Here is a 23,819-nt window from a genome sequence, read left to right as displayed (position 1 = left end):
CCGGGAATGGCTACCGGCACCGCGGTGCGTACGTGGCGTCCCCCGCCGGTGCTCACAGCCAGCCGCTGCGCTGGGCCTGAAGGGCCATCTGGAAGCGGTTCTCGGCTCCCAGGCGGGCCATCAGGACTTGGAGCCGGCGGAAGAAGGTGCGGCGGCTGATGCCCAGTTCGCGGGCGATGACCTCGTCGCTCGCGCCGCCCGCGAGGAGGCGGAGCAGCCGGCGGTCGGACGGCGGCAGGCCCGCCGGGCGGGTGGCGCGGCCGTGGAAGGGAAGGGCCTGCTGCCAGGTCTGCTCGAACAGGGCGAGGAGCGCGGAGAGCAGCCCGCACGGCTGGACCACCAGCATGGTGTTGTGCACGTCCGCCTCCCTGATCGACAGCGACACCAGCGCGTACGCCTCGTCGATGATCACCAGCTTGACGGGGACCGCCGGGGCGACCCGGGCCTGCTCGCCGGCCTCGATGCACGGCTCGATGGCCGTCTCCAGCTGCCCGGGCACCTCCAGCGAGGCCTTCGAGTAGACGACCCGCTGCGTCACACCGCGGGCGAGGGTCGCCAGCGCGTCGTCGAGGGCTCCGGCCAGCGGGAAGTAGGGCGGCGAGTCGAGCTGGCGGATCTGTTCGCGGGCGCTGGCCCAGGCGTGGCGCATCCTCGGGCCGATGGCGTCGCCGGTCACCACCTCGACGAGGTTGTCGTTGTACGCGGCGAGCCGCTGGCGGCGGAACGACTCGAACGCGCCGCCCACGGCGATGCGTGATCCCTCGAGCTCCGCCGCCCGGTGCCGGGCGAGGATCTCCAGGCCGGCGGCGGGAGGCACCGGCGCCACCACGTCCGCGCCCTCCTCGGCGGCGCTGGCCAGCCCTGCGTCGACCAGCTCGCCGTAGGCCGCGGCGAACGCGGCACCGTCCAGCCCGGCCGCCTCCCCGATCTCGGTGAGCGGAGCGGGGGCCGCTTCGAGCAGCGTCAGGTACACGCGGCCCGCCGCGGGGCCGATGCCCAGCATCCGCAGGGCCTCGCCGAGTTTCGCGTTCGCCATGCTCCGCATTATCGAGGACCACAGGGGCCTCGGTGGCCGATCAGTGCCATTGGCACGGACGGTCCTCCCCGGCGCGCCTTCCCGCAGTACCGTCCGGGGGCCGCCGGGGCTTCCCGGCAAGTCGAACCCATCCGGAAGCAGGTGCACGACGTGGCGAAGGGTCGCAAGAACGGCCTCTACTCGGAGGTTTCCGAGGAACTGTCCGCGCTGATGAAGACGGGCTGGGCGGACACCGAACGGCACGGCCTCCCGCTCGACGAGCAGGCCCCGTACGCGGCGCGCCGCCGTGCCGCGCTCTCCGCGCGCTTCCCCGGCGAGCGGCTGGTGATTCCCTCCGGCAACCTCAAAGCCCGCTCGAACGACGACCTCTACCCGTTCCGCCCGTACTCCGGCTACGTCCACATGACCGGGGACCAGGCCCGCGACGGGGCGCTCGTCCTCGAGCCCCGCGCGGACGGCGGCCACGACGCGTACTGCTACCAGCTGCCGCGCGACGGCCGGGACACCGACGAGTTCTGGCTGGGCTACACCGCCGAGCTGTGGACGGGCCGTCGCCGCTCCCTCGCCGAGTCGGAGCGCGTGCTCGGGCTGTCCTGCCGCGACGTCCGCAGCGCGGCGGGCGACCTGGCCGCCGCCTCCGGGGTCCCCACCCGGATCGTCCGCGGGGTCGACCCGGTGCTGGAGGCCGCCGTCACCACCGACCCGGAGCGCGACGCCGAACTGGAGGAGGCGCTGAGCGGGCTCCGCCTGGTCAAGGACGCCTGGGAGATCGGGGAGATGCGCAAGGCGGTGGACTCCACCGTGCGCGGTTTCACCGACTGCGTCGGCGAGCTCTCGCGGGCGGTGGCGTCCTCCGAGCGGTGGATCGAGGGCACCTTCTTCCGCCGCGCCCGGCTGGAGGGGAACTCCGTCGGCTACGGCTCGATCTGCGCCGCGGGCGAGCACGCCACGATCATGCACTGGACCGACAACGACGGCCCGGTGCGTCCCGGCGACCTGCTCCTGCTCGACGCCGGCGTGGAGACGCACACCCTCTACACCGCCGACGTCACCCGCACCTTGCCGATCAGCGGCACGTTCACGCCCGTGCAGCGCACGGTGTACGAGGCGGTGTACGAGGCGCAGGAGGCGGGCATGGCCGCCGTCAAGCCGGGGGCCGCGTACCGCGACTTCCATGTGGCGGCACAGCGGTACCTGGCGGAGAAGCTCGTCGAGTGGGGCTTCATCGAGGGCCCGGCGGACCGCGCCCACGCGCTGGGCCTGCAGCGCCGCTTCACCATGGCCGGTACCGGGCACATGCTCGGCCTGGACGTCCACGACTGTGCCGAGGCGCGCAACGAGGAGTACGTCGACGGCGTGCTGGAGCCGGGCATGGTGCTCACGGTGGAGCCGGGCCTGTACTTCCAGCCGGACGACCTCACGGTGCCCGAGGAGTGGCGCGGCATCGGAGTCCGGATCGAGGACGACCTGCTGGTGACCGCCGACGGCCACGAGAACCTCTCGGCGGGGCTGCCCCGCTCGGCGGACGAGGTCGAGGCGTGGATGGCGCGCGTCGCGGGCTGACGGCGCACGGGACGCAGGACCCGTAGCGCTCGCGGCGCTCGCAGCAGAGCGCAGGCCCCTGCCGGTCACGGCGGGGGCCTCGTGCCGTCCCGGGATCCCCGGGCGGCGCGCGGGGCTCAGGGCAGGCTGGGGAGCGGCCAGGGGTTCCGGGCATTGCGCCGGATCGCGGCGCGTACGTGGACCATGGCCAGGACGGCGCTCATGTGGGTCTTGCCCTCGGTGTACCGGACGTGGTCCTCGCAGAACCAGACGGCGTTCTCCGGATGCCCCTCGTGATCGAGCGGTGGAGCCACGGCACGGAAGTACACGAGCGTGAAGGTCTCGTAGTCGTGGTCCCTGAGGGACGCGCGGCAGATCGCGCAGCACGGGGGCATCACGGCCGGTCAACTCTCCTCCGCTGGAAGAACAGTGATCGCAAGCCTACGCTCGTCAGAGGTCTGTCCCCCCGCCGCCGTGATCGCGGACCGGGACGGCGCCCCGGGAGTCCCGCGGCCCCTGGGGGTTTCGCTGCGCGTTCAACTACCGGAAACTTTCCGGTCGCGGCCATGACAAGCGATCCAGCGAGCGTCTCCCTTACCAGGGCGAACCCCCTATCAAGGAAGAAACATGACGATACGTCTGGCAGCCCGCGCCTCCGCGCTCGTGCTCTGCACGGCACTCGCCGCCTCCTTCGCGCTCCCGGCGCAGGCCTCCTCGATCAGCACCGTCAGGCCGAAGGCCGAGACCGCTCCCCTGTACGACGACGAGGCCGGCGGCGACGCCAACGCGGACGACCCGGCGATCTGGCGCAACACCGCCGACCCCGGCCGCAGCCTGGTCGTCGCCACCGCCAAACAGGGCGGCCTTCGGGTCTACGACCTGGACGCGCACCAGGTGCAGTCGCTCCCCGCCCCGGCGGGACCGGGCGCCGACGACGCGCCCGGCCGCTTCAACAACGTCGACCTGGTCCAGGGCCTGCGCCTGGCCGCCGGCCCCGCCGACGTCGCGGTGGTCAGCGACCGCGGCAACGACCGGCTGCGCGTCTACCGGATCGACCGGGACCGGCCCGGCGGCCCGCTCACCGACATCACCGACCCCGACGCGCGCCCGGTCTTCTCCGCCGACCAGGCCGAGATCAACGAGCAGAAGACCGCCTACGGCCTGGCCACCTGGACCGACCGCAGGACCGGCCGCTCCTACGCCATGGTCAGCCAGCGCAACCGCACGCGGATCGCCCTGCTCGAGCTGCTCCCCACCCCGGCCGGCACCGTCGGCTACCGGCAGGTCCGTACGCTCGATCTGCCGGCCTCCTTCCGCCTGCCCAACGGTGCCTCCTGGGCGCCCTGCGGCGAGCCGGGCGAGCTTCCGCAGGTCGAGGGCATGGTCGTCGACCCCGCCGACGGCACCCTGTACGCCGGGCAGGAGGACGTCGGCATCTGGCGCATCGACGCCGGCCTCACCGGTACGCCGAAGCTGATCGACAAGGTCCGCGAGTACGGCGTTCCGGGCACCTACGACCCGGAGACCGAGGAGTGCACCCCGGGCGCCGACCCCGGCTACGGCGGCAAGCGCCTGACGGCCGACGTCGAGGGCCTCACCCTGGTCACCGAGGCTGACGGGGACGGCTACCTGCTGGCCTCCAGCCAGGGCGACGACACCTTCGTCGCCTACGACCGCGAGCGCGACGACCACAACGAGTTCGAAGGCGCCTTCCGCATCACCGGAGCCTCCGCCGCGCTCGACGGCTCGGAGGTCTGCGACGGGGCCGCCGCCCTGAACGCGCCCCTCGGCGCGCGCTACCCCAACGGTCTGATGGTCGTCCAGGACGGCCAGGAAACCCCCGGCGACGGCGACCGCGAGGCCACCGGCTTCAAGTTCGTCGACCTGGGTGAGGTCCTGAAGGTCATCGGCTGAACCACCGCGGCGGGGGCACGGCCCGGACCGTGCCCCCGCCGCGCGCAGCGTCGGCCGGGGCCGTCCGCCGCGCCACCAGCGCGCACGGGCCCTGACGGTCAGACCGTCACGAGCTCCTCGGCGACGAACCGTTCCACGAACTCCCCGGCGCGCCGGTCGAGGTCGGCGTACTGCGCCTCCCGCTCGGCGCCCGCGACCGCCTCGCCGATCAGGAGGTTGCCCTCGGTGTCGACGCGCTGGGGGCGCTCCTCCGCGCCGGTGAGGAGGCCCACGGTGGAATACGAGAAGCCGCAGTAGTAGGCGATGCCTTCGCTCAGATTGGTTTCGAGGAGGGCGTGCATCCCTTCCACGACGGGGTCGTCGGCAGTGGCACCGGCCAGGCCCAGCCACAGGATGCGCTTGCCGGCGAGGCGGGGCTTGCTTCGCCCGTAGGCGAACCCGTAGTTCCACACGCGGTCGATCCACCCCTTGAGGATCGCGGGCACGGTCTGCCAGTACACCGGGAAGACGGCGACGATCACATCGGCGTCGAGGATGCGCCGCATATGGGCGTGCACTTCGTCCGAGTAGGGCTTCTCCCTGTTGCCCCAGTCCGGCTGGTCCGACGTGTTCATCCGGGGGTCGAACCCCTCGGCGTGCAGGTCGAGCAGGTCGATGCGGTACCCGGCGGCTTCGAGCCGGGCGGCGGCACGGCGGGCCGTGTGCGCGGTGAGGGAATCGGTGCGGTGGTGCGCGACGACCACGAGGGCCGTCCTGGCATCGCTGCCGTGCTGCGTCACGATGTCTCCTGGCTGGTTCTGGTTCTGGTTCTGCTCGGTTCGACGGATCCAGTACAGCCGCGATGGCGTAGATGATCCATGGGAGAAACACTCCGGAACATAGGAGATCGTCTACGATTCCCGCGTGGATCCCTTGAGTTACTTACTGAGTGGCATCCGGGCCGAAGGCTCGGTCGTCAGCCACGCCGTACTGACGGCGCCCTGGACCGTCCGTTTCGCCGACGACGCACCGCTCACGATGATCAGCGTGCTGCGCGGCGGGGGCACCCTGCTGCTGCCCGACGGCACCGAGCGGGCGGTCGGGACCGGCGACACGGCCATCGTCAGCGGGTCCGCGCCGTTCCATCTCGCGGACCGGCCCGGCAGCGTCCACGGCTCCCATGCCGCGTACGAGATCGCCTGCTTCACCTCCGACGCCGAGTGCACCGCCCAGGAACTCGGCGGTATCCGCTGGGGCGCCGACTCGGCGGAGGCGACCACGCTGATCGTGGGCGCGTACCGCGCCTCGGGCCACCGCCACGAGCGGCTCCTGCGGACCCTGCCGACCGTCCTGGTGATCCATGAGGACGCCGAGGTCTGCGCCCTGCTGGAGACGGCCGCCATCGACGCCGCCCGGCTCTCGGCCGGTTCGCAGGCACTGATGGACCGGCTCCTCGACTGGGCGCTGGTGTGCACGCTGCGCACCTGGTTCGACCAGGCCGGCGCCGACGCGCCCGGTTGGTACCGGGGTCTGGCCGACCCCGTCCTCGCGCCCGCCCTGCAAGCCTTCCACGACCGGCCCGCGGAGTCCTGGACGGTCGCGTCGCTGGCCGCCCGGTCGGGGGTCTCCCGGGCCCTGTTCGCCAGGCGCTTCACCCGGCTGATGGGCCGTCCGCCCCTCGCCTACCTCACCGAATGCCGTATGGACGAGGCCGAGTCACTGCTCACGGACACCGATCTCAGCATCGCCCAGATCGGCAGGTCCGTCGGTTACGCCGACGCCTTCGGCTTCAGTGCCGCGTTCAAACGCAACAAGGGCCTGAGCCCCAGTACGTTCCGCGCCGCGGCGGCCTGAGTCCCGGGGCCCGCCGAAGGAGCCCCGCGGAGCGACGGCCGCGGGGCCTTCCCACTCGCCATCGAGGCGACAGTTACTTGAAATTCTAATGAAAAAGGCCGCCATGGCCGGAAACCTTTGCCCAATTTGGTGACAAGGGCACTGATGTTTCATCATCGTGACTGCGCGTCAACTCTGACGCACATCGAGGAGACGGGGCGCCGGGGGGGCCTCGTTCACACCGGCCGAGCCAGCAGGAGCGTTCCCGCTCCCACCACGCCCCGCCGTGTCTCCCGTCCCGATCACGTCACCTAGGCAAAGGCCCATGTCCGCCCAGCAGCTCTCGGACCTCATACGTTTCGCCCGTCACAACTCACCCTTCTACCAAGGCCTTTACGCGTCCCTGCCGCAGCACATCGACCACCTCACCGACCTGCCGGTGGTCGACCAGCAAGCGTTCTGGGCGGCCAACACCCTCCACGACAGCCGCGTGCTGACCGGCCCGCTCAGCGAGGCCACGGTCTACAAGACCGGCGGCACCACGGGGTCCCCCAAGTTCTCCGTCTACACACGCGACGAGTGGCGCACGTTCGTCACCGCCTTCGGCCAGGGACTCGTGGACACGGGCCTGCGCCCGGGACACCGCGTCGCCGACCTCTTCTACGCAGGGGAGCTGTACGCCAGCTTCCTCTTCGTCCTCGACTCGCTCACCCACGCGCCCGTGGACAACGTCCGCCTGCCCATCGGCGGCGGCGCGCCGCCGGAGTCGACGATCCCCGCGCTGCGCGATCTCGGCGCCCAGGTGCTGGCCGGGACACCGACCACCCTGTGCCGGCTCGCCGAACAGGCGGTGTCGTCCGGTGTGCGGCTCGACTCGGTGGAGTTGCTCCTCTTCGGCGGGGAGGCCCTCTTCGACGACCAGCGGCGCCTGCTGGCCGCCGCGTTCCCCGGTGCCGAGGTCCGTTCCGTCGGGTACGCCAGCGTCGACGCGGGCCTGCTCGGCCGCCCCGTGGCCGGCTCCGACGCCCGGGTGCACCGTGCCTTCACGCCGTACTCGGTCGTAGAGATCCTCGACGACTCCACCGACCAGCCCATCACCGAACCGGGCCGGTCCGGCCGGGTCGTCGTCACCAGTCTCTTCCGCCGCCTCATGCCGATCATCCGCTACCCCGCGGGTGACCGGGCCGAGTGGACCGGCAGCGGGCCCGGGCACTTCCGGATACTCGGCCGCGCCGAGGAGGGCGTTCGGGTGGGCCCCGTCTCCCTGTACACCCAGGACGCCCAGGACGCCGTGGCCGCGGCGGACACCGCGGGGCACGTGGTCGGCACACAGCTCGTCGTACGCCGCTGGGACGGCCGCGACGGGCTCGTCCTGCGGCTGGCGACGGCCCCCGGCCAGGGCCGGAAGGAGCTGGCCGACGCCGTCGTCGCGGAGCTGGAGAACGTCCGGCCGCTGTATCCGGACAGCGTGCGCGCCGGGTTCGTGCACCCGCTGTCCGTGGAGTGGGTGCGCCACCGCGATCTCGCCGTCAACCCGCGCTCGGGCAAGCTCGTCCGGGTCCTCGACGAGAGGCCGACCGCATGACCGCCGTACCCGTGGCCGGGACCGGAACGGAGAGGGCGGCCGTGGGCGGCGGGCGGCGTGCTCCACTGGTCCTGCGCAACCGTACTTTCGGCGCCGTGTGGCTCGGCCAGATACTCACCCAGGCCGCCGTACGGATGTTCCAGGTCGGCGTGTCCTGGTGGATCGTCGCCCACGCCGTGCAGGACGCGCGGGGGCTCGCCTCCGGGCTGTTCATGGCGGCCTGCACCCTGCCCGCCGTGGTGCTCGCGCCCGTGGTGGCAGCAGCGGTCGCCCGGTCCGCGCACCGTTCGGTGCTGCGGAACGCCGCCGCCCTGGCCGCGTCCGCCTCGGGTGCCCTCGCACTGTGGGCCTACGGCGGTGACCTGCCGCTCGCCACCGTGTACGCCGCCGGTCTCGCCCTGGCGACCTGCCAGGCGTTCTTCGACCCCTGCCTGACCACCTCGGTGCCGGAACTCGTCGACGACGCCGACATCGAGACCGCCACCGGCTTCGAACTGTCCACCCAGTCCCTGGCCGGGCTCGGCGGTGCGCTGCTCGGCGCCCTGACGGTCGACCGGGCCGGGGTGGCAGGGCTCGCCGTCGGCTGCGCGGCCGCCTACCTCGGCGCCGCACTGCTCGTCGCGAGCGCCCGCTTCCGTACCGTCGTGCCGGACGTCGGAGGCGGCGCGCCGGCCCCGACGCAACGGCGCTCGCTGCGCCGCATCCTCGCGGAACTCCCCTACGTACGGCGGATCCTGATCTGCTTCACCGCGGCGAACCTCTTCACCACCGCCGTGTTCGTCGTCATCCCCCTGTACACCCGCTCGGTCCTCGCGGGCGGCGGCGCCACCGTGGCCCTGCTGGAGGCCTCGCTGGGCGCCGGTGCGCTCGTCGGCGCCTTCACCGGCACCCGTGTGCCGGGCAGCCCCAGGGTCGCCGGTGCGTACTGCCTGGGCCTGATGGCCCTCGCGCTCGCGCTGCCGGGGCTGGTCCCGCACCGCCCGGCCGTCGCGGGCTGCCTGGCCGTGGCCGGCTGGTGCGCCGGGGCCGTCAGCGTCCGCTTCGTCGCCCTCTTCCAGCGGCTGGTCCCGCCGGCCGACAAGCCCGGCTTCTTCGCCGTGATGCAGGCCGTGCTGGGCGCCTCGCTGCCCGTGGCGTCCCTGGCGTTCGGCTTCGCCGGCGACTTCCTCTCCCCGCGGACGCTGTGCCTGGTGCAGGGCGCCGGACTGGTCCCCGCGGCCTGCTCGCTGGCCCTGCTGAGGTCCACCGCGGCCGCGCCGGCCGCGGCGGAACCCGCCGGAGGCGAGCGGTGAGCCCCGTCATCACCCCCGCCGCCTGCTCGGACATCGCCGAACTGCGCCAGCTGTACTACGCCGTCTACGGACCGCACTACCCCGTCGCCCTGGGCACCGACCCGGCCGAAATGGCCCGGCTCATCGAGGACCCGTACTCCCTGTGGCTCGTCGGCCGCTGCGCCGACACCGGGGCCCTGACCGCGTCCGCCGCCATCCACGGTGAGGCGGGCAGCCGCATCGGCCGCCTGGAGGGCATCGCCGTGCACCCCGAGCACCGCTCGTCGGGTCTGGCCGCCGCCCTGACCGGGGCCCTGTGCGCGGGCATGCTGGACACCGGGCGGCTGGACTCGGTGTACGCGACGGTGCGCACCGTCAGCGCCGGCCCGCAGCGCGTCGTCGCACGCAACGGATTCCGGCCGCTGGGCATCCTGCCCAACGCGGTGGATCTCAGCAGCCGCGAAAGCCTCGCACTCTACGCGCGTCACTCGGCCGGGGTGCTGGATCGCCGGATCCCCGTCCCCGAAGTGCCCGCCCCGCTCCTGCCGCTGCTGCGCACCGCCGAGGCCGTGCTGGGCATCGGCTACCCCGGGGTGCGGGCCGCCGCCGGCCCGCAGCCGGCTCCGCCGCCCGTGCCGCGGGGCGCCGGCGAGCGGCTGGAGATGATCGAGGCACCGGCCTTCGTACGCCGTCGCTTCCGCGAGCGGTTCCCGGGCGCCGAGGGCTGGTTCTACCCGCTGCACACCCCGAACGTGCTGCTCACGCCCGAGGACGGCCGGTTCGAGGTCTACGCCTACCTGAACCGCGCCGGAGGGTACTGCTCCCTGCTGACCGCCCACCCCGACCCGGCCGCCGCGGCCGCGTGCCTCGAACCCGTCACCCGGGCCCTGGCCCGCGCGGGCGCGGGCTACGTGGAGGCGCTCGTGCCGCTCGCGCACCAGGAGGTCCTCTCGGCCTTCCTGTCCGAGGGGTTCGTCGCCGGGGCCATCTACCCGGCGATGCGCGCCGATGGCGACGGCTTCCACGACTACGCCGTCCTGTCCCGTTCCAGCGAGCGCATCGACTTCCGCGGCGTGGCCGTCGAGCCGCCCCTCCAGCCCTATCTGGACTGCTACGTGTCGGCCTGGGCGTCGACGCACCTGCCCACATCATCCGAGGTTGCCCCATGAACCCCCATCTCGCGCCGGTCGCCGTCCCCGACCCGGCCCTCCTGCCGCACGTACAACAGCTGTGCGACCTGACCGACCCGTACGCCTTCGGGCCCGCGGAGGACGAGCTGTTCGCCGCCGCCATGGCCGAGACCAACGCCTGGCACGTCGAGCGCTCCGCCTTCTTCCGCTCGCTGTACGAGGCCACTCCCCCGGCGCGGCCGTACCGGGCCCCGCTCGTCCACGCGAACTTCTTCAAGCGGCACGAGGTGCTCTCCGTCCCGCGCGAGGACGTCGAGCTGCACCTGACCTCCTCCGGCACCACCGGTCAGAAGTCGCAGATGTTCTTCGACCACTGGACGATCCGCTCCGCCCAGCGGATGGTCGCCCGGATCTTCGAGCGCAACGGCTGGATCACCCCCGACCAGGAAGTCAACTACCTCCTGTACAGCTACGAACCGGCACCCTCCCTCAACCTCGGGACCGCCTTCACCGACAACTACCTGTGCGATTTCGCCCCGGCGCGCAGCGTCGAGTACGCCCTGCGCAACACCGGCGGCGACCACGAGTTCGACCCCTTCGGCTGCATCGCCGCGCTGCGCCGCTTCGAGCGGGAGGACGCCCCGGTCCGCATCCTCGGCTTCCCGGCCTTCCTCTTCTTCACCCTGGAGCGGATGCGGGCCATGGGCCTGCCTCCGCTGCGCCTGCCCGAGGGCTCCCTCGTGGTCCTCGGCGGCGGCTGGAAGGGGCACGCCGACCGGCGCATCGGCAAGGAGGAGCTGTACGCCCGCGTCACCGAGCAGCTCGGCATCCCGGGCGAGCGGATACGGGACACCTTCGGGTCGGTGGAGCACTGCATCCCGTACATCGAGTGCGACCACCACCGGCTGCACGCCCCCGTGTGGTCCCGGGTGACGATCCGCTCCACGCGCACGCTCGAGGTCCTGCCGTACGGGGAGCGGGGCTACCTGCACCTCGTGTCGCCGTACATCACCTCGGTGCCGGCGCAGAGCGTGGTCATGGGCGACCTCGCCTCCCTCCAGCCGGGCGACGCCTGCGGGTGCGAGCTGGAGACCCCCTGGTTCACCGTCCACGGCCGTGCCGGGGTGAGCCGCAACCGCAGCTGCGCGGTGGCCGCAGCGGAACTGATGAAGGGCATGGCGTGACCGTGACGGAGACCATGACGGGGGCCGCGTACGAGCGGCACGGCGGCGGCGCCGCGCACCACTACTGGCAGGGTGAGTTCATCGGGGACGAGGAGGCCGGGCGCCGTCTCGCGGCCCTGCCGGCCGCCGTCGAGGCCGCGCTGGCCACGGTGCTGGAGACGGAGACCGTGCTGGCCGCCTGCGACGCCCTCGCCACCGCCCTGTGCGACCCGGCGCACCCGGTGCGCGCCCGGCTGGCCGCGCACCTGCCCGCGGGAGAGGACCCGGCCGTCCTGGCCGAGCTCGGCGGGCTGCTGGGCCGGCGGGAGCTGACCCGCAAGGTGCGCCGCGAGCTCGGCAGCGCGACTCCCGGCCGGCTGAACCGGGCCGATCCGCGCGAGACGGTCTACGAGGCGTGGGCGCCCGTCGGCCTGGTCGCCCACATCGCCCCGGGCAACGCCGCGACGGTCGCGCCGCTGAGCATCGTCGAGGGGCTGCTCGCCGGCAACGTCAACGTCCTCAAGACCAGCGGCGCCGACACCCTCCTGACGCAGCACCTGATGGCCGAGCTCGCGGCCCTCGATCCCAGCGGCGCGCTGGCCGCGCGGGTCGTCGTCCTGCGCTTCCCGTCCTCCCGGCAGGAGTGGCTGCGCCTCATGTGCGCGCCCGCCGACGCCGTCGCCGTGTGGGGCGGGGAAGACGCCGTCGAAGGGGTCGCGGCCCACGTGCCGGCCGGCTGCCGGCTGGTGGAGTGGGGGCACCGGATCTCCTTCGCGTACCTGACGGCTGACGTCTGGTCGGACGCCGGCACGCTCGGCGCCCTCGCGGACGACGTGTGCCTGCATGAGCAGCAGGCGTGTTCCAGCCCCCAGGTGGTCTACCTCGACACCGAGGACGAGGGCGAGGTGTTCGCCTTCGCCGAGCGTTTCGCCGCGGTGCTCGCGGCCCGCCCGCCGGCCGCGGGCACCGCCCCGGAGGACGAACCGGACCCGGCCGAGGCCGCCGAGCTGACCACCACCGAGCTGGTGGCCCGGCTGGAGGAGCACCTGGGCCTGACCCGTGTCTTCGCCGCGCCCGACGGCTCGTGGCGGGTCATGGCCGACACCCGGTCGCCGCTGACGGCCTCGCCGCTGCACCGCACCGTGTGGGTCAAGCCGCTGCCCCGCGAGCGGATGATCGCCACCCTGCGGCCGATGCGCCGCTACCTCCAGACGGCGGGCATCGCGGGCAGCCGGTCCGACATCGCCGAGCTCTCCCGCACGGCGCTGGCCGCGGGCGTCACCCGCGTCACGCCGGTCGGCGCCATGCTGGAGAGCTACGCGGGCGAGCCGCACGACGGCGTCTACGCCCTCCAGCGCTACAGCCGCCGCGTCGCATTCCAGGCCGACCCGGTCCGCTTCGCCACCACCGCCTGCCTCGACGACCTGGCCCGGCCCGTCGTCCTGCCGCTGCCGACGGGCCCGCTGACGGGCAAGCAGGACGTGCGGGAGCCTGCCCGGGCCGATGCCGAGCTCTACTTCCGCAGCGGCGGCAGCACGGGCGCTCCCGCCCTGTCGGTCTTCAGTTACGACGACTACGACACCCAGATGCACGCCGCAGCCCGCGGCCTGCTCGCCGCCGGCTACGACCCGGTCGGGGACCGCACCGCCAACCTCTTCTACAGCGGCGGCATGTACGGCAGCTTCATCAGCTTCTTCTCCGTGCTGGAACGGCTCGGCGGCGTACAGCTGCCGCTGGCCGCGGGGCCGGACCACCGGGCCACGGCCCGGGCCCTCGTCGAGCACCGGGCCGACACCCTCTTCGGCATGCCCTCCTACCTGTGGCAGCTGCTGCACGCGGAGGCGGACGCGCTGCGCGCGTACGGAGGCCTGCGCAAGGTCTTCTACGGGGGCGAGCACTTCACCGAGGAGCAGCGGCGGACGCTGAGGAAGGAGTTCGGCATCGAGACCGTCCGCTCGATCACGTACGGCAGCACCGACCTCGGCCCGCTGGGCTACCAGTGCACCGAGAGCTCCGGCGGCGTACACCACCTGCACGCCGACCTCCACACGATGGAGATCGTGGACGTGGCCGAGGACCGGCCGGTGGCCCCGGGCGAGACGGGCCGGCTGGTCTTCACCACGCACGCCCGGCGCGGGCAGCACCTGGGTCGGTACCTGATAGGCGACCTCGGCCGGGAGCTCCCGGGCCGCTGCGCCTGTGGCCGGCACGCTCCCCGCTTCGAGCTGATGGGGCGCACCGGTGACGTGATGCGGGTGGCGACGTACTTCCTCGATTACCGCCGCTTCCTGGCCATGGCCGAGGAACAGGGCGGCCACCGCGGCGAGTTGCAGATCAGGCTCGACGGCACGGACGTGCGCGAGCGGCTGACCGTACGGGTGGAGCGGACGCCGGCGACCGATCCGGAGCGACTGCGGGCGGCCTTCCTGGCCGGCTACCCGGAGCTCCGCTCGGCGGTGACGGAGCGGCTGCTGGACCTGGTGGTCGAGGCGGTCGACGGTGCGTCGCTGGACCGCAGCCCGGCCAGTGGCAAGCTCCTCGCGGTGGTGGACGCACGCCGGTAGGGCCTGGCCGCCCGCCGGCACCGGTGTCGCCTCCGGCCCTGGTCCGACGACCGGGGCCGGGGCGCAAGGCCGGGGGCCGCGCGCGCGGGCCCGGGCCTCGGGCAGGATACGGACGTGCGGACGACGGAACTGATCATGAGGGCCGGTGCGCTGGCCGACCGGGGCGGCCGGCGGATCCTCGGCATCGCCGGGCCGCCGGGAGCCGGGAAGTCGACGCTGGCGGCGCGGATCGCCGGGGCGCTCGGGCCGGAGCGGGCCGTGGTGGTGCCGATGGACGGGTTCCACCTGGCGCAGGCCGAGGTGCACCGGCTGGGGCGGGCCGACCGCAGGGGTGCGCCGGACACCTTCGACGCGGCCGGCTACGTCTGCCTGCTGCGCCGGCTGCGCACGCCCGAGGAGGTCACGGTGTACGCGCCCGCCTTCGACCGCTCGCTGGAGGACCCGGTCGCGGGCAGCATCCCCGTCGGGCCGGCCGTACCCCTGGTGATCACCGAGGGGAACTACCTGCTGCACGACGCCGCCGGCTGGGCGCCGGTACGGCCTCTCCTGGACGAGGCCTGGTACCTCGCCCCGGACGAGGCCCTGCGGGTGGACCGCCTCGTCGGCCGGCACGTACGGCACGGCAAGGACCCCGCGCACGCCCGCGCCTGGGTGGCGCGGTCCGACGAGGCCAACGCCCGGCTCGTCGCGCGCGGCCGCCACCGCGCCGACCTCGTCATCGACCCGGGCTGACGTACGCGTGCGGGGGGGGCGCTCCCGGCGGCCCGTGTCAGGCGGCGGGTGCGGGCCCGGAGGTCTTGCGCAGGACGCCGATCTTGTCGATGCGGTGTTCGGGGTTGCCCTGCGCGTCGCTCCAGAAGTTCCCCTCGGCGTGGTCCTCGGGCGTGGCACAGGTGGAGATCGTGATCATGGCTTGGGTGGGGGCGGTCCCGGGCTTCCCGGGCACGGCGGCGCGCTGCTCGCTCAGCGAGCGCGCGGAGCGGAAGGACGTCTTGCGGGTCTCGACGATCTCGTAGGTGTACGTCCGGCCGCCCGAGGTCACCAGGACCGTGTCTCCCTCGTCCACGGCGGGCAGGTCGCGCAGCGGGCCGCCCGCCGAGAGGCGGTGCGCGGTGACCAGGAAATTGCCCACCCGGCCGGGGCCGGTTCCGCCGCCCTTCCCGTACGGGCTGGCCGCCACGCCCCGGTCCTGTATGCGGGTCCCCGGTACGTCGTCGGTCGTGCCCTCGTAGGGCACGACGCGGAGTCCGGCGATCCCCACGGAGGGTATGGACAGCGTCGACTCCCGGTTCGGCACGGGCTCGGGCGCCGGCGCGGAGGGCGTCGCGGGAGCCGCCGGGGGCGCTGCCGGGACGGACGTGTGCGAGGCGGAGGAGGCGGGCGGGACGGCTGTGCCCACGGCGGCCGAGGGCCCGCACGCGGCCAGCAGGGCGACGACGGCGCCGACGAGTACGGCGGGTACGGCTCGGGAGGGCAGCGGCAGGAGCATGGGGCGGTTCCGTGTCGGTCGGCCGGGTCGTGCGGCAGGCGGGGGACCCGGTTCCCCCTGCCAGGGTGACATACGGAGGAAAGGACCATAAGAGCCCCGTCCTGTGACCTGCCTCCCCGCCCGGGGCCGGGGCGCGCCCCGGAATCAGCGGGTCGGCAGCCGGCCCGGGTCCAGGTCGGCGTGCACCACGTGGTGGTCCGAGTGCGGGCTGGGGTGGACGCGGTGCGTGAGCGGGGTGAGGCCGCGCAGGAACACGTAGTCGAACTTGCTGTTCCAGTCGGTGGTCGTCGCGCACGCGCCGGTTCCGGCGGTGGAGGGGCGGCAGCCGGGGTCCGTGTCCCGGGCCAGGGCCCACATCGGGCCGAGTTCGGGCGCGTGCGGCACGGCGTTGAAGTCGCCGAGGACGATCGCGCGGTCGTGGCGGGCGACTTCCGCGGCGAGCACCCCCACCTGGCCCGCCCGTACCTCCTCCTGCCGGCGCTCGGCGAGGTGGGTGTTGAAGACGCGGACGGGCAGGCCGCCCACCAGCGTGGTGACGGCCAGGTAACCGCGGTCCTCGGAGCCGCCGTCGGGGTATTCGGCGCTCACCCGGTCCGTCATCGGCGCCGCCGAGAGGATCGCCTGTCCGAAGCCGCCCGGCCGCCAGGGCATGCCGCCGCAGCGTTTCCAGTTCCGCTGGACCGTCCCGTACGCGACCCGGTAGACCAGCCCGTGCACCTGCTCCAGGTACCCGCGGATCTGCTCGACGTCACGTACGCACGCCTCCTGCAGGCCGATGATCTGCGGCGCGTACGTGGCGATCTCCGTCGCCCGGCCGGCGTTGCGCCCGCTCCCGCCACACGGATTGCAGATGTTCCACGTGGCGACCCGGTCCGGTACGGCCTCCGGGGCGGCGCCGGACGGCAGGGATCCGGCGTGTGGGACGCCACGGCTCGGTGCGCCGGGACCGAGGAGCAGCACCAGGCACACCGCGGTCATCGCGCCCGCGACCCACCGCGCGCCCCTGCTCAGCACCATCGCCTCCTCCCCGGATGTGGACGTACATCCTCACACGGCGGCCTCGACGCGCAATCGAGGTGCCTCCCGGCCGGTCCGTCCGGCATCATCACGGCATGATCGGCAAGCGCATCACCCATCGCACGGCGGACGGCGTCCGCGTACCGGGCACCTGGCGGCACGCGTTCATATGCAACGGCGGCTCCTACTTCCTCACGGACCTCTTCATCTACGCCGACGGCCTCGTCGACTGCTGGGAGCTGGTCACCCTCGACGAGTTCGAGCGGAAGCTGCGCCGCGGATGGGTGGCCACCAGCCTTCCGGACGGCGGACGCGCCTCCGCGCACCACCTGGCCTCGTGGACGTTCGGTGAACCGCGCACCTGGCTGACGCCGGAGCTGCTGCTCGCCGAAGTCCGCGACACCATCGACGCCCTGAACGGCCGCCCCGACTCGACCGACCGCTGCCTCGCCGCGGTGGACGTCTTCATGGCGGACCGCACGGAGGACAACCGGGCCGCCGCCCGGGCCGCCTACCTGGCCGTTCCCGAGACCGTGCGGCACTACGCGCTCGGCGACATGGACCACAGGGACCTCCCCCTCCAGGCGCTGGTGGCGGGGCCCGGCGGCCGGACCGAGGACGAGCCCGGGGAGACGGTCACGCAGGAGGAGTACGACGAGGCCGTCGCCTACTTCGAGGACCGCGAGCGGTGGCTCGCGGACGCCCCTTCACGGGTGCCGGCCGACGGGCCGGCCGAGTCCTTCGCCCCCGCGGTGAAGATCTACCAGTCGTATCCGCAGCGCGCGCTCGAAGACCCGGGCAAGCGGGCGCTGCGCAACGGCTACCCTGCCCCGATCACCGTCGGCGACGTCACCTATCCGTCGGTGGCGCACGCCTACTGGGCCCGGTCCGTCGCCGATCCACAGGCCCGGGCCGAGGTCGTGGCGGCGGAGTCGGGCGCGAAGGCCCGTACGGTCGCGGCCGCGGCGATGCGGCGCGAGGGCTGGGAGCAGGTCCGGACGGCGGTCATGGCCCGGCTGGTGCGCGCCAAGTACGAGCAGCACCCCGACCTCGCGGCGATCCTGCTGGCCACGGGTGACGCGACCCTCCTCTACGACGACGCCGACTCGGACTTCTGGGGCGAGAACGGGGGCCGGGGCCGCAACTGGACGGGCCGCCTCCTGGAACTCGTCCGGTCCGAACTCCTGGCCCGGCAGACCCTCGCCGACTGACACGGGGGCGACCTGTCGGGGCGTGCGAAGACGCCCCGCGGGTCTCCGGCGTTCCGCTTGATGGGGAGTTGGTGGGGATGGATCAGATGGTCTTCGAGTCGATCAGGTACTCGGCCGCCTGCCAGGATTGCGGTGGGGAGGCGGAGTGGCGGGGTGTCCAGGCCCTCGTGAGCGGGTCCTTGCGCTGGGACACGGAATGCAGCTGCCGTTCCTGCGGGTCCGCGCTGGCGGTCTGCGGTGGTGAACTACCCGCCGGGCTGCGGAGCCGTCTGCTCTCCGAGCACGGACCGGCCCGCCTGCGGGTGGACCCTACGGCGCGGAGCGCGGCGGTCATGCGCGTACTGCGGGCAGAGCTCGGCATCGGCCTGGCCGAGGTCAGGTCCGTACTGGGCGAGGTCGTGGCCGGTAGCCACTCGGGCACGCTGCCCGAGATGGAGCTTCTGGCCCGCAGGCTGCGGGCGTCGGGCATCGATGCCGTCGCCGGGCGGCTGGAGAGGCCCTGACCGGCTGCTCGGGCCCCTCTCCCCCCATTTCCGACGAAGCGCGTCCGGCACGCCGATCAGGTGGGCGGGCCGGCCTCCACCGGGTCGCGCCCCTCCACCGTGAACCCGGCGCGTCCGAGCGCTTCGGCTCCGAGCTCGCTCGCCATGACGACCACCAACCGCTCCGAGGCCACCTGCACGGGAACGGCCTCGGTCGCCTCCGCCGCGGCGGTCAGCTCGGACGCGTCCTGCCCGTCCGGCAGCCCGACCCGCGCGAAGAACACGGCACGGTTCTCCAGCGCGGCGAGGGCGAACACCGGATGCGGAGCCGTACGCATGCCCGCCTGCCGCGCGAACGCCCTCTCCTGGGCGTCCTCCCCCACGAACACGCACGCGTCGGCCGGTGCGCCTCCCGTACTCGCGACGGCCAGGTCGAAGATCCCGCGGCCGTCCTTCACGCCCCAGTGCACCAGACCCGCGTCCGCGAAACGGCCGGGGAACGCCTCCTCGAGGGCCGCCGCGGCGCGCTCGGCCGCGCCGTCGCCCGGACCGGGGTTCGAGATGATCCCCTTGCGCACGTCACCGAGGGCATCGAGGACGGCGTCCACCCGGGGCCTGACCCTGAGCGTCAGCGTGCCGTCGGGTTCCAGGCGGGCATCGGCCAGAGTGGCCCCGATGTCGAAGAAGAGCACGGACATGTGGTGTACCTCCGGAAGGTGGGGGCTCTCCCCTCCGCGCTCTGCCCGGGGCGCCCTCCGTCCACTCCGCGGTGCCTTCGCCTGTACCCGATCGGCGTCCGTCGCCCGTGTCGTTCTCAGTTGAGGACGTCCAGGAGGTCCGACCAGGAACCTTCACCGGCGGCGGAACGGGACCGCAGGGGCACCGGATCCGGGTAGCTCTCCGCCGCGGCCCTCGCGCGGACGATGTCCGGCCCGCCGCACGCCGCGAGCGCGAAGGCGCCGAAGACCTTGGCGAACGCGGCCGGGTCGCGGAACTCCACGCCGAACGCCCTGCCGTCCCGCAGCGGCACCCACACCACCCGGACGGACCGCGTCCATTCCGCCACCGGCCGGTCGTCCGCGGTCGACCGCCCGTCCAGCCACAGGCGCGCCACGTGCAGCAGGTTCACCTTCTCCATCGGCATCCGCCTGCGGCGCACCCGTAGTTCACGCGTCGTCAGCACGATCCGCTGGTCCTTCTTCGAGTACCAGACGACGCCGATCCCGAACGGCACCCACAGCACGATCCCGATCATCGGCCAGACCACGGCGTAACTCCACGACCGGATCACCGCGCCGTCCAGCAGGGACACGGCCCCGAAGACCAGAACCCACTTCGCCGTCATCCGCCAGAACCCGCTGCCTTGCCGGTACAGGACCCGCTGCTTCCCCGTCATCGCCATGCCGGCACGCTATCCGCCTCCCCGGAGCTCACCGTGGGCGCCCCCTCGGCAGCGGCGCGTCAGGCGATGCCGATGGTGTAGGCGGCACGGAACCCGGGGCCGTCCGCAAGGGGAGCGAGCGTGAGCGCGGCACCGGACTCGCGGTAGCGGTCGTCACGCTCGTTGGGGTGCTGGGGCACCTCGCGCTGCGCGTAGGGCGGTCGCGTGTACAGCTCCTTCAGGAAGTCCTCCGGGAAGAACAGCTGTGAGGTGGCTTCCGAGCGGTTGTCCGTGCGTACCTTGAAGTGGATGTGGGGGGCGAGTCCGGCGTACCAGCCGGGAACGATGGTCCGGAAGGCGCACCGCCCGGCGCTGTCGGTGAACTGGGTGCCGCGCAGCCAGGTGGCGCCGTCCGCGGAGTAGTCACCGGCGGCGTCCGCCTGCCAGACGTCGACGGCGGCTCCCTCGAGCGGCCGGCAGCCGTCGGAGGTGCGGACGACGGTCAGGTCGAGCCGGAACGGAACGCCTTCGCGTCCTGCCGTGATGTCGGAACGGACCAGGTCGAGGTCGAGGTAGTACGGGCCGGCTCCCCACTCGGTGGTCAGTACGCAGCGTGGTGCCTCGCCGCTTCGCCGTGGATCCGGCTGCGGGCGGGGGTCGCCGTCCGTGCTCGCGGCGGCCGATGCGGCCAGGGTGGAGGCGAGTGCGGCCACACCGGCCGTGCCGGCGGCCAGCAGGACCGCGCGACGGGGGGTGGGGTCGGCGTCGTTCCGGGTCATGGGGGCTCCCTCGGGGTAGGTCTGCCTTCGCGCTTCGGCGGCGGGCGGGCAACACTGTGCCCGTCGGCCCCGGGCGGTGCGGCGACCGACACGGGCCGGGGCCCCGAGTTCGCACCATTTCGCCAATGCCGATCTCAAAGTCCAGAGAAACGTTCTTCATACGAAGATTTCTCGTAACTCGTCGATAACTGCGGGGTGGGTTGTGAAAGACGATTCCGATATCGACCCTTCAAAAAAGATCACGGAGCGGGACCTTGCGCGCCTGATGCGGCGCGGCATGGACGAAATGGCCGAGGACCCGGCCGCGACGGAGGTCTGGGAACGCGTACGGCACAGGCAGGATCTGGCGGAGGACCGGGCCCACAGAGAGCGTTCCGAGAGGTCCGCGGCCATCGGATTCCTGGTCGGACTGACGCTTCTAGTGATTCTCGTCGTCTACTCCATCGCGACCTTCGAGCCGTAATGCAAAAAAAGGGAGTGAGGGCCCAGGTGGTGGCACAGAGGTCACTGATCGTGTTCGAGCGCGCCGGGAGCGCCCCCTGTCACCAGCGCACGGCGGTGAGGTCGACCGGCCGGGGCCGCAGCAGCCGGGTCCGCTCCGCGAGGTCGCTCAATCGCAGGGACATCTCGTCGGCGGACAGCCGGCGGCGATCGCCGTGGCCCGGCAGGACCCACTCGAAGCGGATCCGTCCGGCCGTCCTGGCCAGTGAGGTGGCCAATGCCTCGATGGAGTACCAGGTGACGCTTTCCGCGACCTCCAGGTCACCGGTGGTGCGTGACCAGTAGAAGCTGTCCCCGCTGAAGCAGTACCGGTCGTCCGCGAGGTAGAGCACGCTGCCCCGGGTGTGGCCGGGGAGCGGATGGGCGGTGACTCCCTCACCGATCTCCCTGGGTTCGAGACCCCGGATCACCTGGTCCGCGTCCGGAGCCGCGTCGAGGTCTCCCTCGTGGATCCACAGCCGGGCGCCGAAATGGTCGGCGTAGCGGCGGCCGTGGGCAGCGTGGTCGCGGTGCGTGAGGAGTACGTCGGTGACCTGGCCGGATTCGGCGTAGCGCTCGGCGAGTCCGCGGCTCCAGCGCGGTGTGTCGATCATCATCACCGTGCCGGAGGGCCGCAGGAGCAAGTAGGAGTTGGCCCCCGCGGTGCGCTGTGAGTTGTGGCCGCACAGCAGCACGCCCTCGTCCAGCGCCATGGGAAAGGGATCGAGCCGCCGGTCCGGCTGCCCGGAGGGGGAGCGGATCGAGCGGGTGGGGCAGGCGAAGACGGCCGCGTGCAAGCGCCGCGTCTCCGCTTCATCGCGTGGCGGGCGCAGGACATGGGACTTTCCGCCGGCCTCGCCGATCAGCCCGGGCGCGAGCTGTCGTGCGACATCGCAGTTGAAGCAACGGTCGTCCACGTACCAGTCGTCCACGACGGGTTTCCTTCCTGGAGGGCCGACGGACCCGGTCAGGTCCTTCCTCCAGGGATACCCCGCCCGGGGCCGGAACCGGTAGGCCCGGGCGATCTTGCGCTTCCGGGCCCGACCCGATCCGACGCGGTCGGGGCGGGGTGTGCTGGGCGGCCGTCGGCGGGGGCGTGCGCGAGGGCCCCTTCGCCGTTCGGCGGAGGGGCCCTCGCTCGGTGACCGCCGCGATGCCCGGCCGGTCAGGAGCGCGGTGTCACCTTGACGATGGCCTCGATCTCCACGAGCTGCTCGGGGACCGACATGTCGCTGACACCCACGATGGTGTCGGTCGTGCGGTGGTTGCCGACGTACTCCTTGTGCAGCCGGGCGGCCGTGTCGAAGTTCTGGCGGAGGTCCTTCGTGAAGATCTTCATGCTGATGATCTGGCTGCGCGGGACCTTGTAGTGCGCGAGGACCTTGTCCAGGTTGTCGAACGACGTGCGCACCTGCTTCTCGAAGTCGCCGGCGCCCACGAAGTTCCCGGCCGCGTCGTGGGACACCTGCCCCGAGATGTAGATCGTGTCGCCGGCTCTGATGCCCTGCGAGTACCCGTAGGACTCCTCCCACGGCACCCCGAACCCGAAGTGGTCCCAGCCGCGGCGTCCCTGGTCCTGCGCGGTGGCGCCCTGCAGTCCCGTGAAGGTGAACATCGCGGCCACGATCGCGGCCACCACGGCGCCGATGCCGAACCTACGCCTTGACTTGGTCATTCCTCTTGTCCTTTCGTCCCCGGTGGAGTCCGGAGCCCCGACGCTGTCACGGCGAAAGGGAGAACTCCTCGCATGGGAATCGAGTGGACGTCACATGGCACCGCCCCGGGGGCGGTGCCCGTGGTCCCGCTGTGCTACGACGGCACCGGGGCCGTGGGAAGCGCCTCTTCGGCCTCCGGCTCAAGCGGTGGTTCGCTGAGCTGCTCGCGCAGGTAGTTCCAGACGACGGCCAGGAGGGCGGCCGCCGGTACGGCCAGCAGGCTGCCGACGACGCCGGCGAGATTGCCCCCCAGCGTGACCGCCAGCAGGACCACCGCCGCGTGGAGACCGAGACCGCGGCTCTGGATCATGGGCTGGAACACGTTGCCCTCGAGCTGCTGCACCACGACGATGATCGCCAGCACGATCAGCGCGTCCGTCAGGCCGTTCGACACCAGTGCGATGAGCACAGCCACCAGACCGGCGAAGAGGGCTCCGACGATCGGCACGAACGCGGAGACGAACGTCAGCACCGCCAGCGGCAGGACCAGCGGTACGCCCACGATCCACAGGCCCAGCCCGATGAACACGGCGTCGAGGAGACCGACGAAGGCCTGGGAGCGGACGAATGAGCCCAGGGTCAGCCAGCCGCGCTCGGCCACCACCGGAATGTCGGTGCCCAGCCTGCCGGGAAGCTGACGGGTGAGCCACGGCAGGAAGCGGGGGCCGTCCTTGAGGAAGAAGAACATCAGGAAGACCGCAAGGATGGCCGTGACCAGGCCGTTGAAGACGGTGCTCACTCCCGTGACGACGGTGGAGACCGCACCGCCGACGCTGTTCTGGAGGCGGGCCATCGCGGCGTCGACCGCGCCGGTGATCTGGTCGTTGCCGATGTTCAGCGGCGGCCCGGCCGCCCACTCGCGCAGCTGCCGGATGCCCTCGGAGACGCCTTCGACCAGCTCGCCGGACTGGGACGCCACGGGTACGGCGATCAGCGCCCCGATGCCGGCGGCCCCCAGGAGGAACAGCACGGTCACCACGGAGGCGGCCAGAGCCGGAGGCCACCCGCGCCGGCGCAGGAACGCGGCCAGGGGCCAGGTCAGGGTGGTGAGGAGGAGAGCGACTATGAGCGGCCAGACCACCGACCACATGCGGCCCAGGACCCACAGGGTCACCGCCACCATGACCAGGACCACGAGCGACTCGGCGGAGACCCGTGCCGTCGTGCGGAGGGCGGCGGCGGCTCTTGCGGAGCTGAGTGTGACAGACATGGGGTCACCCTATTCACACGCCGTTCACGGCCGGGTAC

23 protein-coding genes are annotated in these 23,819 nt (G+C 72.7%); 12 read left to right on the top strand and 11 right to left on the bottom strand.

What is annotated here, in order from left to right:
• Positions 1-52 precede the first annotated feature (52 nt).
• Entirely contained in the window at positions 53-1,036 is a 984-nt protein-coding gene (locus ACFY7H_RS24405) for a LuxR family transcriptional regulator (protein ID WP_388941487.1), read from the bottom strand.
• Positions 1,037-1,186: 150 nt separating this feature from the next.
• On the opposite strand from ACFY7H_RS24405, the gene ACFY7H_RS24400 reads away from it, so the two are divergent.
• Entirely contained in the window at positions 1,187-2,599 is a 1,413-nt protein-coding gene (locus ACFY7H_RS24400; RefSeq protein ID WP_388941484.1) for an aminopeptidase P family protein, read from the top strand.
• A gap of 116 nt (positions 2,600-2,715) precedes the next feature.
• Here the strand turns inward: ACFY7H_RS24400 and ACFY7H_RS24395 are convergent, their stop codons facing one another.
• The gene (locus ACFY7H_RS24395) at positions 2,716-2,976 is read right to left on the bottom strand and encodes a hypothetical protein (protein ID WP_388941481.1); all 261 of its coding nucleotides are present in this window, start codon (positions 2,974-2,976) and stop codon (positions 2,716-2,718) included.
• A 229-nt stretch (positions 2,977-3,205) separates the two neighbouring features.
• Between ACFY7H_RS24395 and ACFY7H_RS24390 the strand changes: the two genes are divergently transcribed.
• The gene (locus tag ACFY7H_RS24390; RefSeq protein WP_388941476.1) at positions 3,206-4,492 is read left to right on the top strand and encodes a phytase; all 1,287 of its coding nucleotides are present in this window, start codon (positions 3,206-3,208) and stop codon (positions 4,490-4,492) included.
• A 98-nt stretch (positions 4,493-4,590) separates the two neighbouring features.
• On the opposite strand, the gene ACFY7H_RS24385 is transcribed toward ACFY7H_RS24390, so the two are convergent.
• The gene (locus ACFY7H_RS24385) at positions 4,591-5,271 is read right to left on the bottom strand and encodes an NAD(P)H oxidoreductase (RefSeq protein WP_388941473.1); all 681 of its coding nucleotides are present in this window, start codon (positions 5,269-5,271) and stop codon (positions 4,591-4,593) included.
• A 124-nt stretch (positions 5,272-5,395) separates the two neighbouring features.
• Here ACFY7H_RS24385 and ACFY7H_RS24380 point away from each other — a divergent pair, with 124 nt between their 5' ends.
• From ACFY7H_RS24380 to ACFY7H_RS24350, 7 genes are all read left to right on the top strand, one after another.
• Positions 5,396-6,325 (top strand): AraC family transcriptional regulator, encoded by a 930-nt coding sequence (locus tag ACFY7H_RS24380; protein WP_388941470.1) that lies wholly within the window; start codon positions 5,396-5,398, stop codon positions 6,323-6,325.
• Positions 6,326-6,629: 304 nt separating this feature from the next.
• Complete coding sequence (locus tag ACFY7H_RS24375) at positions 6,630-7,889, top strand: phenylacetate--CoA ligase family protein (RefSeq protein ID WP_388941467.1); 1,260 nt, start codon at positions 6,630-6,632, stop codon at positions 7,887-7,889.
• The gene (locus ACFY7H_RS24370) at positions 7,886-9,181 is read left to right on the top strand and encodes an MFS transporter (protein WP_388941464.1); all 1,296 of its coding nucleotides are present in this window, start codon (positions 7,886-7,888) and stop codon (positions 9,179-9,181) included. The genes ACFY7H_RS24375 and ACFY7H_RS24370 overlap by 4 nt, the downstream gene beginning before the upstream one ends.
• A complete protein-coding gene (locus ACFY7H_RS24365) occupies positions 9,178-10,329 on the top strand; it encodes a GNAT family N-acetyltransferase (protein WP_388941461.1) in 1,152 nt (383 codons plus the stop codon). The genes ACFY7H_RS24370 and ACFY7H_RS24365 overlap by 4 nt, the downstream gene beginning before the upstream one ends.
• The gene (locus tag ACFY7H_RS24360; protein WP_388941458.1) at positions 10,326-11,474 is read left to right on the top strand and encodes an acyl-protein synthase; all 1,149 of its coding nucleotides are present in this window, start codon (positions 10,326-10,328) and stop codon (positions 11,472-11,474) included. Before ACFY7H_RS24365 ends, ACFY7H_RS24360 begins: the two co-directional genes overlap by 4 nt.
• Positions 11,471-14,017 carry an acyl-CoA reductase gene (locus ACFY7H_RS24355; RefSeq protein WP_388941456.1) on the top strand — a complete coding sequence of 849 codons (2,547 nt, stop codon included), beginning with the start codon at positions 11,471-11,473 and terminating at the stop codon, positions 14,015-14,017. Before ACFY7H_RS24360 ends, ACFY7H_RS24355 begins: the two co-directional genes overlap by 4 nt.
• Before the next feature lie 114 nt (positions 14,018-14,131).
• Positions 14,132-14,749 (top strand): nucleoside/nucleotide kinase family protein, encoded by a 618-nt coding sequence (locus ACFY7H_RS24350; RefSeq protein ID WP_388941453.1) that lies wholly within the window; start codon positions 14,132-14,134, stop codon positions 14,747-14,749.
• Between the two features lie 37 nt (positions 14,750-14,786).
• On the opposite strand, the gene ACFY7H_RS24345 is transcribed toward ACFY7H_RS24350, so the two are convergent.
• Positions 14,787-15,506 carry a class E sortase gene (locus tag ACFY7H_RS24345; protein ID WP_388941450.1) on the bottom strand — a complete coding sequence of 240 codons (720 nt, stop codon included), beginning with the start codon at positions 15,504-15,506 and terminating at the stop codon, positions 14,787-14,789.
• 144 nt (positions 15,507-15,650) lie between these two features.
• Complete coding sequence (locus ACFY7H_RS24340) at positions 15,651-16,523, bottom strand: endonuclease/exonuclease/phosphatase family protein (RefSeq protein WP_388941447.1); 873 nt, start codon at positions 16,521-16,523, stop codon at positions 15,651-15,653.
• Between the two features lie 95 nt (positions 16,524-16,618).
• Here ACFY7H_RS24340 and ACFY7H_RS24335 point away from each other — a divergent pair, with 95 nt between their 5' ends.
• On the top strand, positions 16,619-17,734 hold the full coding sequence (locus ACFY7H_RS24335; protein ID WP_388941444.1) for an NADAR family protein: 1,116 nt from the start codon (positions 16,619-16,621) through the stop codon (positions 17,732-17,734).
• 77 nt (positions 17,735-17,811) lie between these two features.
• Positions 17,812-18,237 (top strand): hypothetical protein, encoded by a 426-nt coding sequence (locus tag ACFY7H_RS24330; protein WP_388941441.1) that lies wholly within the window; start codon positions 17,812-17,814, stop codon positions 18,235-18,237.
• Between the two features lie 56 nt (positions 18,238-18,293).
• Here the strand turns inward: ACFY7H_RS24330 and ACFY7H_RS24325 are convergent, their stop codons facing one another.
• The 3 genes from ACFY7H_RS24325 to ACFY7H_RS24315 form a co-directional block, all read right to left on the bottom strand.
• The gene (locus ACFY7H_RS24325; RefSeq protein ID WP_388941438.1) at positions 18,294-18,914 is read right to left on the bottom strand and encodes an HAD family hydrolase; all 621 of its coding nucleotides are present in this window, start codon (positions 18,912-18,914) and stop codon (positions 18,294-18,296) included.
• Positions 18,915-19,030: 116 nt separating this feature from the next.
• Positions 19,031-19,618, bottom strand: coding sequence for a hypothetical protein (locus ACFY7H_RS24320; protein ID WP_388941435.1), 588 nt, complete (start codon positions 19,616-19,618; stop codon positions 19,031-19,033).
• Positions 19,619-19,677: 59 nt separating this feature from the next.
• Positions 19,678-20,376, bottom strand: coding sequence for an intradiol ring-cleavage dioxygenase (locus tag ACFY7H_RS24315; protein ID WP_388941432.1), 699 nt, complete (start codon positions 20,374-20,376; stop codon positions 19,678-19,680).
• Positions 20,377-20,653: 277 nt separating this feature from the next.
• Between ACFY7H_RS24315 and ACFY7H_RS24310 the strand changes: the two genes are divergently transcribed.
• The gene (locus ACFY7H_RS24310; RefSeq protein ID WP_388941429.1) at positions 20,654-20,839 is read left to right on the top strand and encodes a hypothetical protein; all 186 of its coding nucleotides are present in this window, start codon (positions 20,654-20,656) and stop codon (positions 20,837-20,839) included.
• Between the two features lie 79 nt (positions 20,840-20,918).
• On the opposite strand, the gene ACFY7H_RS24305 is transcribed toward ACFY7H_RS24310, so the two are convergent.
• The 3 genes from ACFY7H_RS24305 to ACFY7H_RS24295 form a co-directional block, all read right to left on the bottom strand.
• A complete protein-coding gene (locus ACFY7H_RS24305; protein ID WP_388941425.1) occupies positions 20,919-21,788 on the bottom strand; it encodes an MBL fold metallo-hydrolase in 870 nt (289 codons plus the stop codon).
• 233 nt (positions 21,789-22,021) lie between these two features.
• The gene (locus tag ACFY7H_RS24300) at positions 22,022-22,531 is read right to left on the bottom strand and encodes a RidA family protein (RefSeq protein WP_388941422.1); all 510 of its coding nucleotides are present in this window, start codon (positions 22,529-22,531) and stop codon (positions 22,022-22,024) included.
• Positions 22,532-22,665: 134 nt separating this feature from the next.
• The gene (locus tag ACFY7H_RS24295) at positions 22,666-23,781 is read right to left on the bottom strand and encodes an AI-2E family transporter (protein ID WP_388941418.1); all 1,116 of its coding nucleotides are present in this window, start codon (positions 23,779-23,781) and stop codon (positions 22,666-22,668) included.
• Positions 23,782-23,819: the final 38 nt, after the last annotated feature.

The sequence above is a fragment of the Streptomyces sp. NPDC012794 genome (assembly GCF_042901085.1).
Taxonomy (GTDB): domain Bacteria; phylum Actinomycetota; class Actinomycetes; order Streptomycetales; family Streptomycetaceae; genus Streptomyces.
The sequence above is the reverse complement of the archived record's forward strand: the minus strand, read 5'-3'. Positions and strand labels throughout refer to the sequence as shown.